This is a genomic window from Egicoccus sp. AB-alg2, from assembly GCF_041821065.1.
In the GTDB taxonomy this organism is placed as follows: Bacteria; Actinomycetota; Nitriliruptoria; order Nitriliruptorales; family Nitriliruptoraceae; genus Egicoccus.
In genome coordinates this window covers 136,092-153,098 of the sequence record NZ_JBGUAX010000005.1, presented here as the reverse complement: position 1 = coordinate 153,098, position 17,007 = coordinate 136,092, and the positions used below count along the sequence as shown (strand labels likewise).

Sequence of the window (17,007 nt, the reverse complement as noted above, 5' to 3'; positions counted from 1 at the left end):
AGCGGCGCGGCCCGGTCCGAGAGCCAGGTGCCGGTGCGGGAGGGTGCCGCCCCGGCGCGCGACCAGCCTACCGGCGAGACGGCGATCGTCCACCCATTTCCGAGGTGCCCGTTCGTCGCCCGTCTGCGGGTGGACGACATGCCGGAGGGCCGGTGGTCGAAACCACCGGCCCTCCGTGTGCCCCGTCTCCCCCGTGCCGGGTCCCGCTGCGGTTGTCGCGGGACCCGTTCCCCCGGATCGTGGAGCGTGTGCTGCGAGTTGGGTTCGTCAGGCGAAGGCGACGGCGTCGCGGCGGAGCTTGAGGACGACCAGGCCGAGGCCGAGCAGGGTCAGGCCGACCACGAAGGCGAAGGCGGAGAAGGCGTAGGACAGGATTCCGAGGGCGAGCACGGTGGTGAGCGAGGTGGCGGTGATCCAGCTCATGCGGGCGTCGTTGGGGACCATGACGGGTTCGCCGGCTTCGTCGAGCACGACCTCGCCGGTGGCTTCGTCGATCTGGGGGACCATGCGTTCCATCTCGGCGTAGCGCAGCCCTTCGGTGGACTCGAGCTGGTGGTGGGTGATGATGTCGGACTGGACCCACATGGAGATCGGGCCGCGCACGGCGATGCCGGGGATGGCGGCGTCGTCGGGGGTGACGATGTTCTCCACGGCGGCGGTGCGGTAGGTGTAGATGGCGCCGCCGATGCCGCCGAGGGCGGAGAAGGTGCCGATGATGATGGCGGCGAAGGCGACGAGGGTGAACAGCCGGTTGGGGCGCAGGTGGAGTTCGATCTTGGGGGCGGTGCCCTGGGCGCGGCCGGTGGTGAGGTCGGTGCTCATGTGGGTCTCGCTTGTTCGGTGGGTGGTGGCGCCGGTGTCGGTGCCGTTGAGGGAAGTGTCGACGGTGCGACGGTTCGTATCGCCGGTCGCAAGGCCTGATCTGGCGCGCGGAAGGTCCCGACCCGGCCGGGACCTTTGCGCCCCACCCGGGCGCGTCCACCGCTTCGGCCCCACAGACCCCGCACACCGACGCGGCCACCTACCCGGCCGAGGCGCGCGACGGGCACGCCGTCAGCCTCCCGCGGCGGTCACACGAGCGTGGGCGCCGCTAGCGCTCGCGTGGGGTCGGCGCCACCTCGTCGAGGGCGGCCAGGTCCTGCGCCGTCGGCTGCCAGGCCGTCGCGGCGACGTTGGCGGTGATCTGCTCGGGGCGGGTGGCGCCCGCGATCACCGATGCGACCGCCGGCTGTGCCGCCAGGCCACCCAGCGCCACGTCGAGCAGGCCGACCCCGCGTTCGCGCGCGAAGGCGTCCAGCCGTTCGACGACGTCGAACCGGGCGTCCTGGAGCCACCGCTGCGCGCGCGGCGAGCCGTGCAGGCGCGTGCCCTCCGGCGCGGGCTCGCCGCGGCGGTACTTGCCGGTCAACAGGCCGCTCGCCAGGGGGAAGTAGGGCAGCAGCCCCACGCCGAAGCGCCCGCACGCCGGCACCACCGCGGCCTCGACGTCGCGCTCCAGGAGGCTGTAGTGGTTCTGTGCGCTGATGAAGCGTTGGAGGCCTCGCGAGCGCGCCACCCAGTCGGCGTCGGCGACCTGCCAACCGGCGAAGTTGGAGGAGCCGACGTAGCGGACCTTGCCCTCGTGCACCAGTTCGTCGAGCGCCGCGAGCGTCTCCTCGATCGGCGTGGCCGGATCCGGCCGGTGGTACTGGTAGAGGTCGATGTGCTCGGTCCGCAGCCGGCGCAAGGAGGACTCCACGGCGCGGCGGACGTAGGCCCGTGACCCACGCGCCTGCCAGTCCGGACCGTTGTGGTCGACGGGCAGGCCGAACTTCGTGGCCAGGACCACCTCGTCGCGGTGGCCGCGCAGCACCTCGCCCAGGTGCAGTTCCGAGTCCCCGTAGGCGTCGGCGGTGTCGAAGAAGGTGATGCCGGCGTCGAGGGCCGCGTGGACGACCCGCCGGGAACCGTCGAGGTCCAGGCGGCGACCGAGGTTGTTGCAGCCCAGCCCCGCCACGGAGACCACGAGGCCCGAGTCGCCCAACCGCCGGTACTCCACGCGCGTCGCCGATCGCCGCTGGCCCGTGCCGGTCCGCACGGACGAGCCGACCCTAACGGGCGGCGCCACGCCGCGCGCCAGGGCCTGCCGGCCGCTTGGATGGCGCCGAGGACCACGACGACGAAGGGTCGCTGACGTGCGGATCAACTTGATGGTCGAGGGGCAGGAGAGCGTCACCTGGCCCCAGTGGCTGGCGCTCGCCGAGGCCGTCGAGGACGCCGGTCTGGAGGGCCTGTTCCGCTCCGACCACTACCAGTCCGTCGCCAACCGCACGGAGCTGAGCTCCCTGGACGCGTGGGCGACGCTCACGGCGCTGGGAGCCGTCACGTCGCGGATCCGGCTCGGGACGATGGTCTCGCCGGCCTCGTTCCGGCATCCCTCGGTGCTGGCGAAGAACGTCGTCACGGCGGACCACGTGTCGGGCGGCCGGGTCGAACTCGGCCTGGGCGCCGGCTGGCACGACCTCGAGCACCGCACCTACGGCTTCCCCTTCCACGCGGTCGGCACCCGCTACGACGTGCTCGCCGAACAGCTGGAGATCATCCGCCGGCAGTTCCAGGAGGAACGGTTCGACTTCGCCGGTGAGCACTACCGGCTGGAGGCCTGCGAGGCGCGTCCCAAGCCGGTCCAGGAGCGGCTGCCGATCATCATGGGCGGCCAGGCCGGGCCGCGCGCGGCCGCGCTCGCGGCGCGCTGGGCCGACGAGTACAACACCGTCCACCCGACGCTCGACGAGGTCCGCGAACGACGCGCCAACATCGTGCGTGCCTGCGAGCAGGTCGGGCGCGAACCGCTGGTGTTCTCCGTCATGACCGGGTGCGTCGTCGGCGCCGACGAGGCCGACTTCCGCGACCGGGCCGGCCGGCTGCACGCCGACGAGGGCAGCGACCAGCCGCTGGACACGTGGATCGAACGACGGCGCGACGTCTACGTGATGGGCACCGTCGAACAGGCCGCGGAACGCCTGACCGCGCTCGAGCAGGCCGGCGCGTCGCGCGTGTTCCTGCAGCACCTGCTGCACGACGAGGTCGACGAGGTGGCCCTGCTCGGCCGGCTCACCTGACCGGCCGGAACCGTGCAGGTCGCGCCGACGCGGGCGGCCCCACCACCAGTCGAACGCGCGGTGGCGGCGCGATCACCCGTGGGCGCGCACGGGCGCCGTCCGCTCGCGACCCGGGGGCCGATCGGCCGAATGCGGGCCAGGAGCCGCCGGATTCGGGCGATCCGGCACCCACAGGGTCGAGAGGTGCAAGGAATTTCAGCAACTTCTGGTTGCCTTGCAACGATCCAGCAAGTAGGACTTCGGTCACGTTCGACGGTTCTCGCCGTTTCCGGGAGAGGGAGATCCTTCCGTGCGTCGCCTGTGGTCCTGCCTGCTCGCCTGCGTCCTGCTGTTGTCCCTCGTCCCGGCCGCCGGCGCCGAACCCGCCGCGCCGGAGACCGCCGACACGATCGACGCGTCTGCCGACGGCGCGCCCGCCTGGGCCCGCCACGCCTCGATCTACCAGGTCTTCGTCGACCGGTTCCGGGACGGCGACCCCGCCAACCCGGACGTCGACACGAGCCTCGACTTCAGCGGGGCGTTGAAGGACTGGATGGGCGGCGACCTCGCCGGCGTGCGCGAGGGCCTCGACCACATCCAGGACCTGGGCTTCGACACGATCTGGCTCGGCCCGGTCTACGACAACAAGTACTTCCACGGCTACCACCCGACCGACTTCCTGCAGGTCGACCCCAATTTCGGTGACGTCGCCGCGCTGACGGCCCTGGTCGACGAGGTCCACGACCGTGGCCTGCGGATCGTCTACGACTTCGTCCCCAACCACACCAGCGACGAACACCCGTGGTTCCAGGACGTGCTGGCCCGCTGCCAGGACAGCCCCTGGTTCGACCACTACCGGTTCGAGACCTGCGACGCGGACACCGGCACGTACGAGTACGCGACGTTCTTCGGCATCGACGAGTTGCCCGAGCTCGACCTGCTCGCGCCCGACACGCCCGCGTCCCGCTACCTGCTCGACGAGGTGGTGCCGTTCTACTTCGACGAGGTCGGTTTCGACGGCTTCCGCATCGACCACGCCAAGGGCTTCGGCAGCGTGGACTCCGAGGGGACCGACGACAACCAGGCCTTCCTCGCCGCGCTGCGCGACCGGGTCGCCGCGATGGAGGGCGAGAAGTTCCTGTTCGGCGAGATCTGGTCGCCGCGCAACGCCATCGCGGGCTACCAGGACGTCCTGGACGGCGCCGTCAACTTCCCGCTGCACGACGCCTTCGTCAGCACGATGGCCGGCAACGCCTCCCTGGCCAACCTCGACGCGGCCGTGCGAGCCGACCTCGACGCCTACGGCGACGGTTTCGTCACCCCGAGCTTCCTCGACAACCACGACGTGCAGCGGTTCGTGTTCCGGGCCGGCAACGACGACACGGCCCGTGAGCGGCTGAAGCTCGCGTTGACCGCCCAGTTCACGCTGCCCGGGGCGACGATCGTCTACCAGGGCACCGAGATCGGCATGGGCCAGACCGCCAACACCGAGGCCGCCGGCGGGGGCTGGGTGGACCGCTGGTACCGCGAGCCGATGCCATGGCCCGACGCCGCCTGGGCCCACGCCGGCAGCGAGGGCTTCGTGCTGCAGGAGCGGCGCGAGGACGTCGCAGCCCGGGTGCAGGCCCTCAACGCCCTGCGCGACGAGCAGCCCGCCCTGGCCGCCGGCGAGTACCGGACCGTCCATGCCGCCGGAGACCTGTACGCCTTCGAGCGGGTCCACGACGACGGGCGGCTGCTGACGGTCGTCAACCGCGGCGACGCCCGCACGCTCGACCTCGCCGACCTGTACGGCGCCGAGGTCCCGGACGGTGTCGCGCTGGACGCCCTGCTGGGGGAGGGCACGACCACCAGCGGCGACGGCACCCTGACGCTGGATCTGACCGCGGTGAGCGCCGAGGTGTTCGCCGTCGACGGGGACCTGCCCGCCGCGCCCGGCCCGGACGACACGCCCCCGGCCGACGTGCCGGACCTCGTGGTGCTGCCCGGCGCGTTCCAGTCCGAGCTGGGCTGCACCGGCGACTGGCAGCCCGACTGCGAGGCGACCGCGTTGACCTACGACGCCACCGGTGACGTGTGGCGCGGCAGCTTCGACCTGCCCGCCGGCCGGTGGGAGTACAAGGTCGCCATCGACGGGTCCTGGACCGTGAACTACGGCCAGGGCGGTCAGCCCGACGGGCCGAACCTCGTGCTGGAACTGGCCGAGCCGACCACCGTGGACTTCGTCTTCAGCCACCGCACCGGCTGGGTGGCCAACTCGGTGCAGCACGTCTTCGCGACCGTGCCCGGCGAGTTCCAGACCGAGGCCGGCTGCCCCGGCGACTGGCAGCCCGAGTGCTTCCGGACCTGGCTGCAGGACGTGGACGGCGACGGCACCTACACCTACACCTCGCCCGGCCTGCCCGCCGGCAGCTACCTGTTCAAGGTCGCCCTCGACGGCGGCTGGGACGTCAACTACGGCCAGGGCGGCATTCGCAACGGCGCCGACCTGTCGGCGACCGTGGCCGACGGCGAACGCATCCGCGTGCACTTCACCCCGCCGACCGGTGACGGCGACGCCGGGCTGAGCTACGAAGTGGTCGAGGGCACCGACCCGGTCGACCCCTCGCCCGGTGTGCAGCGCGACCACGCGGTCGTGCACTACCAGCGTGACGCCGGTGACGAGGCCGAGTGGGGTCTGCACCTGTGGGGCGACATCGACGTCTCCGAGCAGCGCGAGTGGCCCGACCACAAACGGTTCACGGGCGAGACCGACTACGGCCGCTTCACGTGGGTGAAGCTGGCACCGGGCGCCGAGGAGGTCGGCATGGTCGTCGCGAAGGGCGACCAGAAGGACCCCGACGCCGACCTCGTGTTCGACCCCCGGCGCACGCCCGAGGTGTGGGTGCGTCAGGGCGACGCCACCCTGCACACCTCGCAGGCGGCCGCGCAGGGCTTCGTCACGATCCGCTACGAGCTGGCGGACGGCGACGACGGCAGCGGGCTCGGCCTGCACCTGTGGGGCGACGGGCTGGCGGAGGGCGCCGGCACCGACTGGGGCTCGCCGCGGCCCATGGACGGCAGCGACGACTACGGCGCGTACTGGCAGGTCCCGGTCGGCGACGTCGACGCACCGGTCGGCTTCATCGTCCGCCGTGGGCAGGACAAGGAACTCGAGCCGGACCTGTTCCTGACCCCGTCGCAGACCCCGACGGCGTGGCTGCGGGCCGGCGACGCGACCGTCCACGCCTCGCGCGGCGCGGCGCTGGACCTCGCCGTCCTGCACTACCACCGCCCCGACGGCGACTACGGCGACCCGGCCAGCGACGACTACAACGACTTCTGGGGCCTGCACACCTGGGGCGGCGCGGCCGACCCCGGCTGGACCACGCCCCGCAAGCCCGTCGCGCAGGACGGTTTCGGGCTGGTGTTCGAGGTGCCGCTGGACGCCGGTGCCGAGTCGCTGAACTACATCCTGCACCGGGGTGACACGAAGGACCTTCCGCAGGACCAGACCCTCGACCTGCAACGCTTCGGCCACGAGGTGTGGATCCTGTCCGGCGTCGAGGAGTACCTCTTGCCCGTCGTCACGGCCGGCACGACCGGCAGCACGAACCTGCGCCAGCAGCGGGCCCACTTCGTCACCAGCGGACTGATCGCCTGGCCGTTCGACACGCCGGCGGGTGCGACCTACCACCTGCACCACGCCGCCGAGGGCGGCCTGGAGGTGGGCGACGACGGTGTCACCGGCGAGCACGTCGAGCTCACCGTCGTCGCCGGCGGACTGCCCGCCGAGATCACGCAGCGGGACGGGTTCCGCCACCTCGCCGGCCGCGCCGCACTGGCCGTCCCCGACGACGTCGACCTCGACGCGTGGCTGACCGGCCAGCTGGCGGTGTCGGCCACCGATGCCGACGGTCGCCTGGTCGCGGCCACCTCGCTGCAGCTGCCCGGTGTGCTCGACGAGCGCTACGCCACCGACGCCGAGCTGGGCGTGGTGTGGGACGGCGACACGCCCAGCCTGCACCTGTGGGCACCCACCGCCAAGCGCGTGGCGGTGCACCGGTTCGCGGACTCGGGCAGCGCGGAACCGGTCGAGGTCGTCGAGATGACCCGCGACGGCGGAGTGTGGTCGCTGGCCGCGGACGCGTCCTGGGACCGCGACTTCTACCTCTACGAGGTCGAGGTCTTCGTGCCGGAGACGGGCCGGGTGGAGACCAACCTGGTCACCGACCCGTACTCGTTCTCGCTCGCGACCGACTCCACCCGCACGCAGGTCGTGCGCCTGTCCGACGAGGACCTCGCGCCCACCGGCTGGCAGCAGCTGGACAAGCCGGCGTTCGCCGGGCAGCGCGACCTGACCGTCTACGAACTGCACGTGCGCGACTTCTCCATCGCGGACGAGACCGTTCCGGAGAAGCACCGCGGCAAGTACACCGCGTTCACCCTCGACGACACCGACGGGGTGAACCACCTGCGGGCGCTCGCGGACGCCGGCCTCAGCCACCTCCACCTGCTGCCGACGTTCGACCTCGCCACGATCCCGGAGGACCCCGACGACCGGGTCGAACCGGACATCGACTGGGACGGTGACCCGGCCTCCGAGCACCCCCAGGCCGCCCAGCAGGCGGTCAAGGACCGGGACGGCTTCAACTGGGGCTACGACCCCTTCCACTACACGACGCCCGAGGGGTCCTACGCGACCGACCCGGACGGCGTGCAGCGGATCGTCGAGTACCGCCAGATGGTCGCCGCACTCAACGACCTGGGCCTGCGCGTGGTCAACGACGTGGTCTACAACCACACCCACGCCGCCGGGCAGGACTCACGGGGCGTGCTCGACAAGATCGTGCCCGGCTATTACCACCGCCTGTCCGACACGGGCGTGATCGAGACCTCGACCTGCTGCCCGAACACCGCCACCGAGCACGCGATGATGGAGAAGCTCACCATCGACTCCGTGCTGACGTGGGCGAGCGAGTACAAGGTCGACGGCTTCCGCTTCGACCTCATGGGCCACCACCCCAAGGCCCAGATGGTGCGGCTGCGCGAGGCACTCGACGGGCTGACGCTCGAGGAGCACGGCGTCGACGGGTCGACGATCGTGCTCTACGGCGAGGGCTGGAACTTCGGCGAGGTGGAGAACGACGCCCGCTTCGTGCAGGCCACCCAGGCCAACCTCGCCGGGACCGGCATCGGCACGTTCAACGACCGGCTGCGCGACGGGGCCCGCGGAGGCAACCCCTTCGGCGGCCTGCGTGAGCAGGGCTTCGTCACCGGGCTGGCCGTCGACGCCAACGGCACCAACCAGGGCAGCCCGGCACAGCAGGCGACGCGGGCACGGCACCTGGCCGACCTCGTCCGGATCGGGCTGGCCGGCAACCTCGCCGACTACGCGTTCGAGGCGTCGGACGGCACGGTGAAGGCCGGTCGTGAGCTGGACTACGGCGGCTCGCCGGCGGGGTACGCCGCCACGCCGACGGACAACGTCGTGTACGTCTCCAAGCACGACAACGAGACGCTGTTCGACGCGATCCAGTACAAGCTGCCGACCGACGCGCCGATGGCCGAGCGCGTCCGGGCCCAGAACCTCGGCCTGTCGGTCGTGGCGCTGGCGCAGGGCACGCCGTTCTTCCACGCCGGCAGCGACCTGCTGCGCAGCAAGTCGCTGGACCGCGACAGCTACAACTCCGGCGACTGGTTCAACCGGCTCGACTGGAGCCGGCAGACCAACAACTGGGGCGTCGGGCTGCCGCCGGCCGAGAAGAACCGCGACAACTGGGACGTGATGCGGCCGCTGCTGCGCGGGCTGCCCGCACCGCAGACCGCGGACCTGGACCGCAACGCCGACCACTTCCGCGAACTGTTGGCGATCCGGGCGTCCTCGGAGCTGTTCCGCCTGCCCGACGCGGGCGCCGTCCAGGAACAGTTGCGCTTCCACGACACGGGCGCCGACGCCACCTTGGGGGTCATCGCGATGTCCCTGACGGGCGGCCAGGACGCCTACGAGGACCTCGTGGTGGTCTTCAACGGCTCGACCGAGGACTACGTGCTCGACGACGCGCAGATCACGTCGGGCGAGTGGCGTCTGCACCCCGTGCAGGCCGCCTCCGGCGACCCGGTCGTGCGCACGTCCGGCTACGACGCGGCGGCGCACACCTTCACGGTGCCGGCGCGGACCACGGCGGTGTTCGTGATCGGCGAGGACCCGGTCGGCCCGCCGCCCGTGACCTGTCCCGACCGCCCGGGCGACGGGGACGGCCAGGGCTGCCCGCCGCCGCACGCCGGTGAGCCGGGCCGTCCGCCGCACGCCGGCGAGCCGGGCCGTCCGCCGCACGCGGGGCAGCCGGGCCGTCCGCCGCACGCGGGCGAGCCGGGCCGCCCGCCGCATGCCGGTGGACCGACGACGGGTCGCTGACGCGCGCGAGGTCGGCACACGGCTCATGCTGCGGGGGCAAGGCGATCTTCCGGTCGCCTTGCCCCCGGCGCGTCCGGCGGCTAACACACCACGGCTTGCCGACGACGGAGCACCACGTGGACGACGCAGCGATCTCGCGGCCGGACAGCATCGGCGTGCTGACCAGCGGCGGTGACGCTCCCGGCATGAACGCCGCCGTGCGGGCGGTCGTGCGCACCGCCCTCTCGCAGGGTGTCCAGGTCTATGCCATCTACGAGGGCTTCCGCGGCATGGTGGAGGGCGGCGACGCGATCCGCCGCATGCGCTCGCAGGACGTCGGCGGGATCCTCCACCGCGGCGGGACCGTGATCGGCACCGCCCGTTCGGAGAAGTTCCGTACCCGTGAGGGCCGCCGGCGGGCGGCGGCCAACCTCCTCGCGCACGGCATCGACGCGCTGGTCGTGATCGGCGGCGACGGCAGCCTCACCGGTGCCAACCTCTTCCGTGCCGAGTGGCCCGAACTGCTGAAGGAACTCGTCGAGGCGGGTGAGCTGGACGCGTCCGTGGCCGAGGTCCACCCGCACCTGCGGCTGACCGGCATGGTCGGCTCGATCGACAACGACATGTTCGGCACGGACATGACGATCGGGGCCGACACGGCCCTGCACCGGATCACGGAGGCGATCGACGCGATCCACGCCACGGCGGCCAGCCACCAGCGCTCGTTCGTCGTGGAGGTCATGGGCCGCAACTGCGGTTACCTGGCGTTGATGTCGGCGCTGGCCACGGGCGCCAACTGGGCGTTCGTGCCGGAGAACCCGCCGCAGACCGACGACTGGGAGGGTGCGCTCAAGGAGATGGTGCAGGCCGGGCGCCGTATCGGGCGCCGCTCCAACCTCGTCGTCGTCGCCGAGGGAGCCCGCGACCGGCACGGCCAGCCCATCACCTCCGAGCGGGTGCAGAAGATCCTCGAGGAGGGCCTCGGCGAGGACACCCGGGTCACGATCCTGGGGCACGTGCAGCGGGGCGGGGCGACCTCGGCGTTCGACCGCAACCTGTCCACGCAGTGCGGCTACCACGCCGTCCACGAACTGTTGCGGTTGCGGCCCGACGAGGAACCCAAGCTGATCGGGATCCGCCGGAACCGGATCGTCAGCTCGCGGCTGATGGAGGCGGTCGAGCTCACCCATTCGGTGGCCGCCCACCTCGCACGGCAGGAGTACGACGAGGCGATGCTGCTGCGCGGTGGCAGCTTCGCGGAGTCGTTCGAGACCCTGCGCACGCTGGTGCGGGCCCAGCCGTCCCCGCCGATCGAGGGCGAGCCCTCGCTGCGCCTGGCGGTGCTGCACGCCGGCGGTCCGGCGCCGGGCATGAACACCGCGGCGCGGGCGGCGGTCCGTGTCGGTCTGGACCGCGGCCACACGATGCTGGGGGTCCAGCGCGGCTTCAAGGGGCTGCGCGACGGCGACGTCCACGAACTCGACTGGATGAGCGTCAGCGGCTGGGTCTCGCGCGGTGGGGCCGAGCTGGGCACCAGCCGGTTGGTGCTGGGTGCCCACGAGCTGGAGTGCATCGCGCGGACCGTCGAGGAACAACGCATCGACGGGCTGCTGATGATCGGCGGTCTGTCGGGCTACGAGGCGGCGCACGCCCTGCTGGCCGCCCGCGAGCAGTACCCGGCGCTGGACGTGCCGATCGTGTGCCTGCCCGCCACGATCAACAACGACGTGCCCGGCACGGAGTTGTCGATCGGGGCGGACACGGCGCTCAACTCGATCGTCAGCGACGTGGACAAGATCAAGCAGTCGGCGGTCGCCTCGCGGCGCGTCTTCGTCGTCGAGGTGATGGGCAAGTCGTCGGGCTACCTCGCGCTGACGAGCGGCATGGCGACCGGCGCGGAGCACATCTACACGCCCGAGGAGGGCATCACGCTCGACGCGCTGCAGGACCACGTGCAGGAGTTGAACGCGGCCTTCCGCAACGGCCAGAGCCTCGGGCTCGTCATCCGGGCCGAGCAGGCCGACGAGGTCTACACGACCCCGTTCCTGTGGGCGCTGTTCGAGAAGGAGGGCGGCAGCCTGTTCGACGTCCGGCAGGCGATCCTCGGACACGTGCAGACCGGCGGCAACCCGTCACCGTTCGACCGCATCCAGGCGACGCGGTTGGCGGTGCGCGGGATCGACTACCTCATCGACGCCGCCATCGGCGCGGACCACACCAGCGCGATGGGCGGGCTGGTGGCCGGCAAGGTCCAGTTCACCGCGCTCGCGGACGCGCCCGAGCTGCTGCACGAGCGGGCCGAGCATCCGACGGACGTGCCGTGGTTCTCACTCCGGCCGATCGCCGACGTCATGGCCGGCCCGGGCGGTGGCCGCTGACGCCGAGGTGGGCGCTGACGCCGAGGTGGCCGCCCACGTTCGAGGTGGCGCTGACGCCGAGGTGGCCGCGGCCGCCGTCACTCCTCGGCCTCGATGGTGGTGACGGGCATGTCGACCGCACGGGCGATGCGGCTGGGCAGGTCGAGCTTCAGCCACCGCGACAGACCGGCGGGCAGCGTCGACACGACGATCTCGTCCACCTCGACGTGGTCCAGCGCCTGGCGGACCGCCTCGGCGCCGTCGGGGTCGCCGAGCTCGCCGTCGGCCACGCCGCCGGCGTCCCGCAGCCGCTCCAGCATGCGGTGCAGGCGCAACTCGCAACGCTGCTGCGCCTCCGCCCGCGCGTCGTTGACGTCCTCCATCGGCACGGCCGGCAGCGCGAAGAACGGATCCGGCGGCGACCACACCGCCACCTCGTAGCCCAGCTCCGTCATCGGCACGACGACATAGAAGTCACGGGTCCCGGCAGCGATCCGGTCCCGGATGGCCGCATCCAGCTCCGCCCCGCCCAGCGTCTGATTGGCCACGATCATGCAGCGTCCCACGGCGGTCCTCCCTCGGCCGTCGTGTACAGCCTGCCTGCTGCGGCGCCCGTGAGCGAGCAGGTGGGGCCGCGACCGGCCACCGTCACGTCGGTTGCGCGTCGGTCAGCAGCACCGACAAGCAGGTCGGGCCGGCCTCCAGCTTCTCCAGTTCGTCGATCGCCACCGCGACGACCTCGAACCCACGCCCGGCGATCTCCTCGGCGGTTCGTGGCGCGCTCGCGGACACGACGACCAGGTCGTCGAGCAGCAGCACGTCGGCGCCCGTGGGCTCGGGCGCGACCAGGATCGGGCGTGGTCCGAAGGGGGCGAGGTCCACGCAGTCGGGACGGGCCACCAGCTCCCCGTCGGGCAGGGCGGTGACGGCCGTCTTCAGGTGCAGGGCACCGGTCACGTCCACGGGGACGACGGTGCGGCCGAGCGGCACCAGCCAGCGGCGCAACTGCTCGACGGCCGCGTCGTTCGTGCGCGAGGAGCGGCCCACGTAGACACACGTGCCGATCTGCAGCACGTCGCCACCGTCGAGGGTGGCCGGCGGTTCGACCGTCACGACCTCCAGCCCCATGGCCGCCAGGATCGGTTCGAGCCCGGCGGTCTCGCCCCGGCGTGACGCCGCCCCCGGGCGGGTGACGATCGCCAGACCCCCGACCGCGACGACGACGTCCTCCACGAACACGCCGTCGGGGTGCGACGGGGCGGCGGGCAGGTGGCGGACGGCGACGCCGTACTGGCGGAGTACCTCGACGTAGGCGGTGTGTTGCGAGGCGGCCCGGTCCGGGTCCACCGGCTGCCGCGCCAGATGGGTCAGCTCGGCCTCGGCGAGGTGCCTGGCCGGGCGACGGACGAGGGCCGCCGCGGGTGGGCAGCGTTCGTGGCGGCGATGTGGCGTCAAGGCGCGGCTCCCGTCGGCGGTCTCCGGCAGCCACGGAGCCTACGAAGCGGCCGGCCGCACCGGGCGGCGTTCGCCGGCACACGCCGATGCGGCACGGCGATCTGTCGCTGGCGTGGCGGGCCGGGCGCGGCGGGGCGGGCGATTCGCGCGGACGCCGAACGCACGGCCGGGGCGACACCCACGGCGGGGTCCCGCGCCGTCCAGGGTGGGGAGTCGACCAGCGCCAGGCGAACGGAGCACGGGATGAGAACAGCAACCGGACGGGGCGGGATGGTCCTGGCGTCGGCGCTGGTACTGGCAGGCTGCGACGGCGGCACGGCGACCGCCCCGGACGACGGGGCCGAGACCTTGGCCGAGGGCAGCACCGACGTCGGGGACGTCGAGGGCGAACCGGGGGAGGAGTTGCTCCCGGGCGAGGACACCGGGCCGGCCACCACCACCGACGACCAGCGCGTCGAGGTGGCCCTGGCGGACGTGGACGGCGAGCCGGTCGGCACCGTCGTGGTCACCGAGGCGGCCGACGGGGTCTTCGTCGAGGCGACCATCGACGGCCTCGGTCCCGGCTGGCGTGGCTTCCACCTCCACGAGAACGCGGCATGCGACGCCGACGACCCCGACGGCCCCTTCCAGGGTGCGGGCGGCCACTGGGCGCCGGACGGCGTCGACCACGGCGAGCATCCCGGCGACTTCCCGCCGCTGCTCGTCAACGAGACCGGCACCGCCTACCTCGCCTTCCAGACGACCGCCTTCCGGTTCGCGGACCTCCCGGCGGACGGGGTGGCCGTGATGGTCCACGAGGGCCCCGACAACCTCGGCCACGTCCCGGACCGTTACCAGGCCGATGGCGCCGACGCGCCCGGCCCAGACCAGGAGACGCTGGACACCGGTGACGCCGGGGACCGCGCCGCCTGCGGCGAGCTCGTCCCCGGTCCGACGATGGACCACGACGCCCAGGACGAGGAGGTCGACGCCGAGGCCGGCACCGAGGGCGAGGAAGAACCAGGACAGGACGAGGAGGACGACGCCTGAACGAGGCCGACGCAACGAGGGCGGGGTTTCCCAGGCGGGTCGCCCGCGAACACCTCGCCATGGCCGTCAGGTGGCGACGAGGGCCCCGCCCTGGCCGGACGGGCACCGCTGAACGGTCATGCCGACCGGCCATGCGGCGGCTGCCGTTCGTCGGTGCTCATCGGTCAGACTGCCCTCGCCGTCAGTGAGTGCGGAGTGCTGACGGTTCTCGAGTTCGACGGAACCCAGCCAGTCGAACGTGACGCGACGCGAGGAGGCGCCGTGCAGCCCATGCAAGCCCCGGCCCCGAAGGCCCAGAAGATCGTTCCCGTGCCGACCCTGCGGTTCGACGACCCCATCCTCGCCGGCCTGCGCCTGCGCGTGGACAAGGACGTCGCCACCCTCGGCCGTCGTGAGGACAACGGCTACGTGCTGCCCGACCCGCGCGTCTCCCGGGTCCACGCGGAGATCCGCAAGGACGGCAACGTCCTCATCGTGACAGACCTCGGGTCGAGCTCCGGCACCAAGGTCAACGGCGAGTCGATCGCCGGACCGACCGTCGTGCGGCACGGCGACCGCATCAGCTTCGGCCCGCTCACCGCGACCCTCGAGGACCCCGCAGCTGCGATGCAGCGCGAGGACGCCACGATGGTCTTCGAGATGCCCAAGGTGGAGACCGGCCCGCACCTGTCCCCGCGCCAGCAGCAGGTGCTCGAGGGCATGGCCGAGGGGATGACCAACTCGGAGATCGGCGAGCAGCTCGGCGTGACCGAGCGGACGGTCAAGGCCTACGCTCAGGAGCTGTACGACAAGCTCGGCGTGCGTAACCGCGCCGGCGCCGTGTCGCAGGGGGTCAAGCTCGGCCTGCTGTGAGCGTTCGGCGCTGACGCGTCGATCCGCAGTACCGCTTCGAACGACGGGTCGGGCAGCGACTGCCCGGCCCGTCGGCGTGTTCGCGGGGGGAACGCGTCGACGACTCCCGTGAAGGACCCTCCATGGACAAGACCTACGACTACGTGATCGTCGGTGGCGGCTCGGCCGGCAGTGCCCTGGCCAACCGGCTGAGCGCCGATCCCGCCAACGAGGTGCTGGTCCTCGAGGCCGGTCGTCCCGACTACCGGTGGGACGTCTTCATCCACATGCCGGCGGCCCTGCCGTTCCCGATCGGCAGCCGCTTCTACGACTGGAAGTACGAGTCCGAGCCCGAGCCGAACATGCACGGCCGGCGCATCTACCACGCGCGCGGCAAGGTCCTCGGCGGCTCGTCCTCCATCAACGGCATGATCTTCCAGCGCGGCAACTGGATGGACTACGAGAAGTGGGCCCAGCAGCCCGGCATGCAGGACTGGGACTACGCCCACTGCCTGCCCTACTTCAAGCGCATGGAGACCTGCCTGGCCGGGGAGGACGAGTACCGCGGCGGGCAGGGGCCGCTCGTGCTCGAACGCGGGCCCGCGGACAACCCGTTGTTCGGCGCCTTCTTCGAGGCGGGCCGGCAGGCCGGCTACCCGCTGACCAACGACGTCAACGGCTATCGGCAGGAGGGGTTCGCACCCTTCGACAAGAACGTCCACCGCGGCCGGCGGCTGTCGGCCGCTCGCGCCTACCTGCACCCGGTGATGGACCGCCCGAACCTCGAGGTCCGCACGCGCGCGCTGGCGGCCAGGGTCGTGTGGGACGGCACGCGGGCGCGCGGTGTCGACTACATCCACCGCGGCCGGCTGCGACGGGCGCTGGCCAACGAGGTGATCCTGTGCGGCGGCGCCATCAACACCCCGCAGCTGCTGCAGCTGTCGGGCGTCGGCGACGCGGACGAACTGCGCCGGCTCGGCGTCACGCCGGTGCACCACCTGCCCGGGGTCGGGGAGAACCTGCAGGACCACCTCGAGGTCTACATCCAGTACGCCTCCAAGCAGCCGGTGTCGCTGCAGCCGCAACTCGCGATGTGGCGCCGGCCCTGGATCGGCTTCCAGTGGCTGTTCCTCCGTTCGGGCCCGGGTGCGACCAACCACTTCGAGGGTGGCGGCTTCGTCCGCTCCAACGACGAGGTGGACTACCCGAACCTGATGTTCCACTTCCTGCCGATCGCGATCCGCTACGACGGCTCCACGCCGGCCGGCGGTCACGGCTACCAGGTCCACGTCGGGCCGATGTACTCCGACGTACGCGGCAGCGTGAAGATCCGTTCCCGTGACCCGCGGGTCCACCCGGCGCTGCGGTTCAACTACCTGTCGACGGAGAACGACCGTCGCGAGTGGATCGAGGCGATCCGGGTCGCGCGCGAGATCCTCAACCAGCCCGCGATGGAGCCGTTCAACGGCGGCGAGATCTCGCCCGGCCCGGACGTGTCCACCGACGACGAGATCCTCGACTGGGTGGCCCGCGACGCGGAGACGGCCCTGCACCCCTCGTGCACGGCGAAGATGGGCACCGACGACATGGCCGTCGTGGACCCGGCCTCGATGAAGGTCCACGGCGTCGAGGGGCTGCGCGTCGTCGACGCCTCGGTCATGCCAGGCATCACCAACGGCAACATCTACGCACCGGTGATGATGATTGCGGAGAAGGCCGCCGACCTCATCCTCGGCAACACCCCACTGCCGCCCGAGCACGTCCCGGTCTACCGCCACGACCGCACCTGACCCGCGGCAGCCGCGGCTGGCCCGCGTCGCCACCCCTGCGGTCGCGCCTGCGCGCATCGGTCGCGGCTGACCGCCGCCGAGCGGCCGCT

The 17,007-nt window shown here is 72.2% G+C and carries 10 protein-coding genes; 6 read left to right on the top strand and 4 right to left on the bottom strand.

The features are described 5' to 3' along the window. Positions 1–267: 267 nt before the first annotated feature. Both ACERM0_RS10615 and ACERM0_RS10610 read right to left on the bottom strand, forming a co-directional pair. Complete coding sequence (locus ACERM0_RS10615; RefSeq protein ID WP_373678564.1) at positions 268–822, bottom strand: hypothetical protein; 555 nt, start codon at positions 820–822, stop codon at positions 268–270. Between the two features lie 268 nt (positions 823–1,090). Beyond that, the gene (locus tag ACERM0_RS10610) at positions 1,091–2,038 is read right to left on the bottom strand and encodes an aldo/keto reductase (RefSeq protein WP_373678877.1); all 948 of its coding nucleotides are present in this window, start codon (positions 2,036–2,038) and stop codon (positions 1,091–1,093) included. Between the two features lie 136 nt (positions 2,039–2,174). Between ACERM0_RS10610 and ACERM0_RS10605 the strand changes: the two genes are divergently transcribed. The 3 genes from ACERM0_RS10605 (at position 2,175) to ACERM0_RS10595 (ending at position 11,834) form a co-directional block, all read left to right on the top strand. Beyond that, entirely contained in the window at positions 2,175–3,101 is a 927-nt protein-coding gene (locus ACERM0_RS10605) for a TIGR03560 family F420-dependent LLM class oxidoreductase (protein WP_373678563.1), read from the top strand. 289 nt (positions 3,102–3,390) lie between these two features. Next, positions 3,391–9,477 (top strand): pullulanase-type alpha-1,6-glucosidase, encoded by a 6,087-nt coding sequence (gene pulA / locus ACERM0_RS10600; RefSeq protein ID WP_373678562.1) that lies wholly within the window; start codon positions 3,391–3,393, stop codon positions 9,475–9,477. A 116-nt stretch (positions 9,478–9,593) separates the two neighbouring features. Continuing rightward, positions 9,594–11,834 carry a 6-phosphofructokinase gene (locus tag ACERM0_RS10595; RefSeq protein ID WP_373678561.1) on the top strand — a complete coding sequence of 747 codons (2,241 nt, stop codon included), beginning with the start codon at positions 9,594–9,596 and terminating at the stop codon, positions 11,832–11,834. A 77-nt stretch (positions 11,835–11,911) separates the two neighbouring features. Here ACERM0_RS10595 and ACERM0_RS10590 read toward each other — a convergent pair whose 3' ends face one another. Together ACERM0_RS10590 and ACERM0_RS10585 are read right to left on the bottom strand one after the other, a co-directional pair. Continuing rightward, positions 11,912–12,379, bottom strand: coding sequence for a hypothetical protein (locus ACERM0_RS10590; RefSeq protein WP_373678560.1), 468 nt, complete (start codon positions 12,377–12,379; stop codon positions 11,912–11,914). A gap of 82 nt (positions 12,380–12,461) precedes the next feature. Further along, positions 12,462–13,268: a dimethylarginine dimethylaminohydrolase family protein gene (locus ACERM0_RS10585; protein ID WP_373678559.1), complete on the bottom strand. Its 807-nt coding sequence runs from the start codon at positions 13,266–13,268 to the stop codon at positions 12,462–12,464. A 243-nt stretch (positions 13,269–13,511) separates the two neighbouring features. Here ACERM0_RS10585 and ACERM0_RS10580 point away from each other — a divergent pair, with 243 nt between their 5' ends. The 3 genes from ACERM0_RS10580 to betA all read left to right on the top strand — a co-directional run bounded on the left by ACERM0_RS10580 (position 13,512) and on the right by betA (position 16,918). Continuing rightward, entirely contained in the window at positions 13,512–14,297 is a 786-nt protein-coding gene (locus ACERM0_RS10580; RefSeq protein ID WP_373678558.1) for a superoxide dismutase family protein, read from the top strand. A 270-nt stretch (positions 14,298–14,567) separates the two neighbouring features. Further along, a complete protein-coding gene (locus ACERM0_RS10575) occupies positions 14,568–15,149 on the top strand; it encodes an FHA domain-containing protein (protein WP_373678876.1) in 582 nt (193 codons plus the stop codon). Positions 15,150–15,271: 122 nt separating this feature from the next. After that, complete coding sequence (betA, locus tag ACERM0_RS10570; protein WP_373678557.1) at positions 15,272–16,918, top strand: choline dehydrogenase; 1,647 nt, start codon at positions 15,272–15,274, stop codon at positions 16,916–16,918. Positions 16,919–17,007 lie beyond the last annotated feature (89 nt).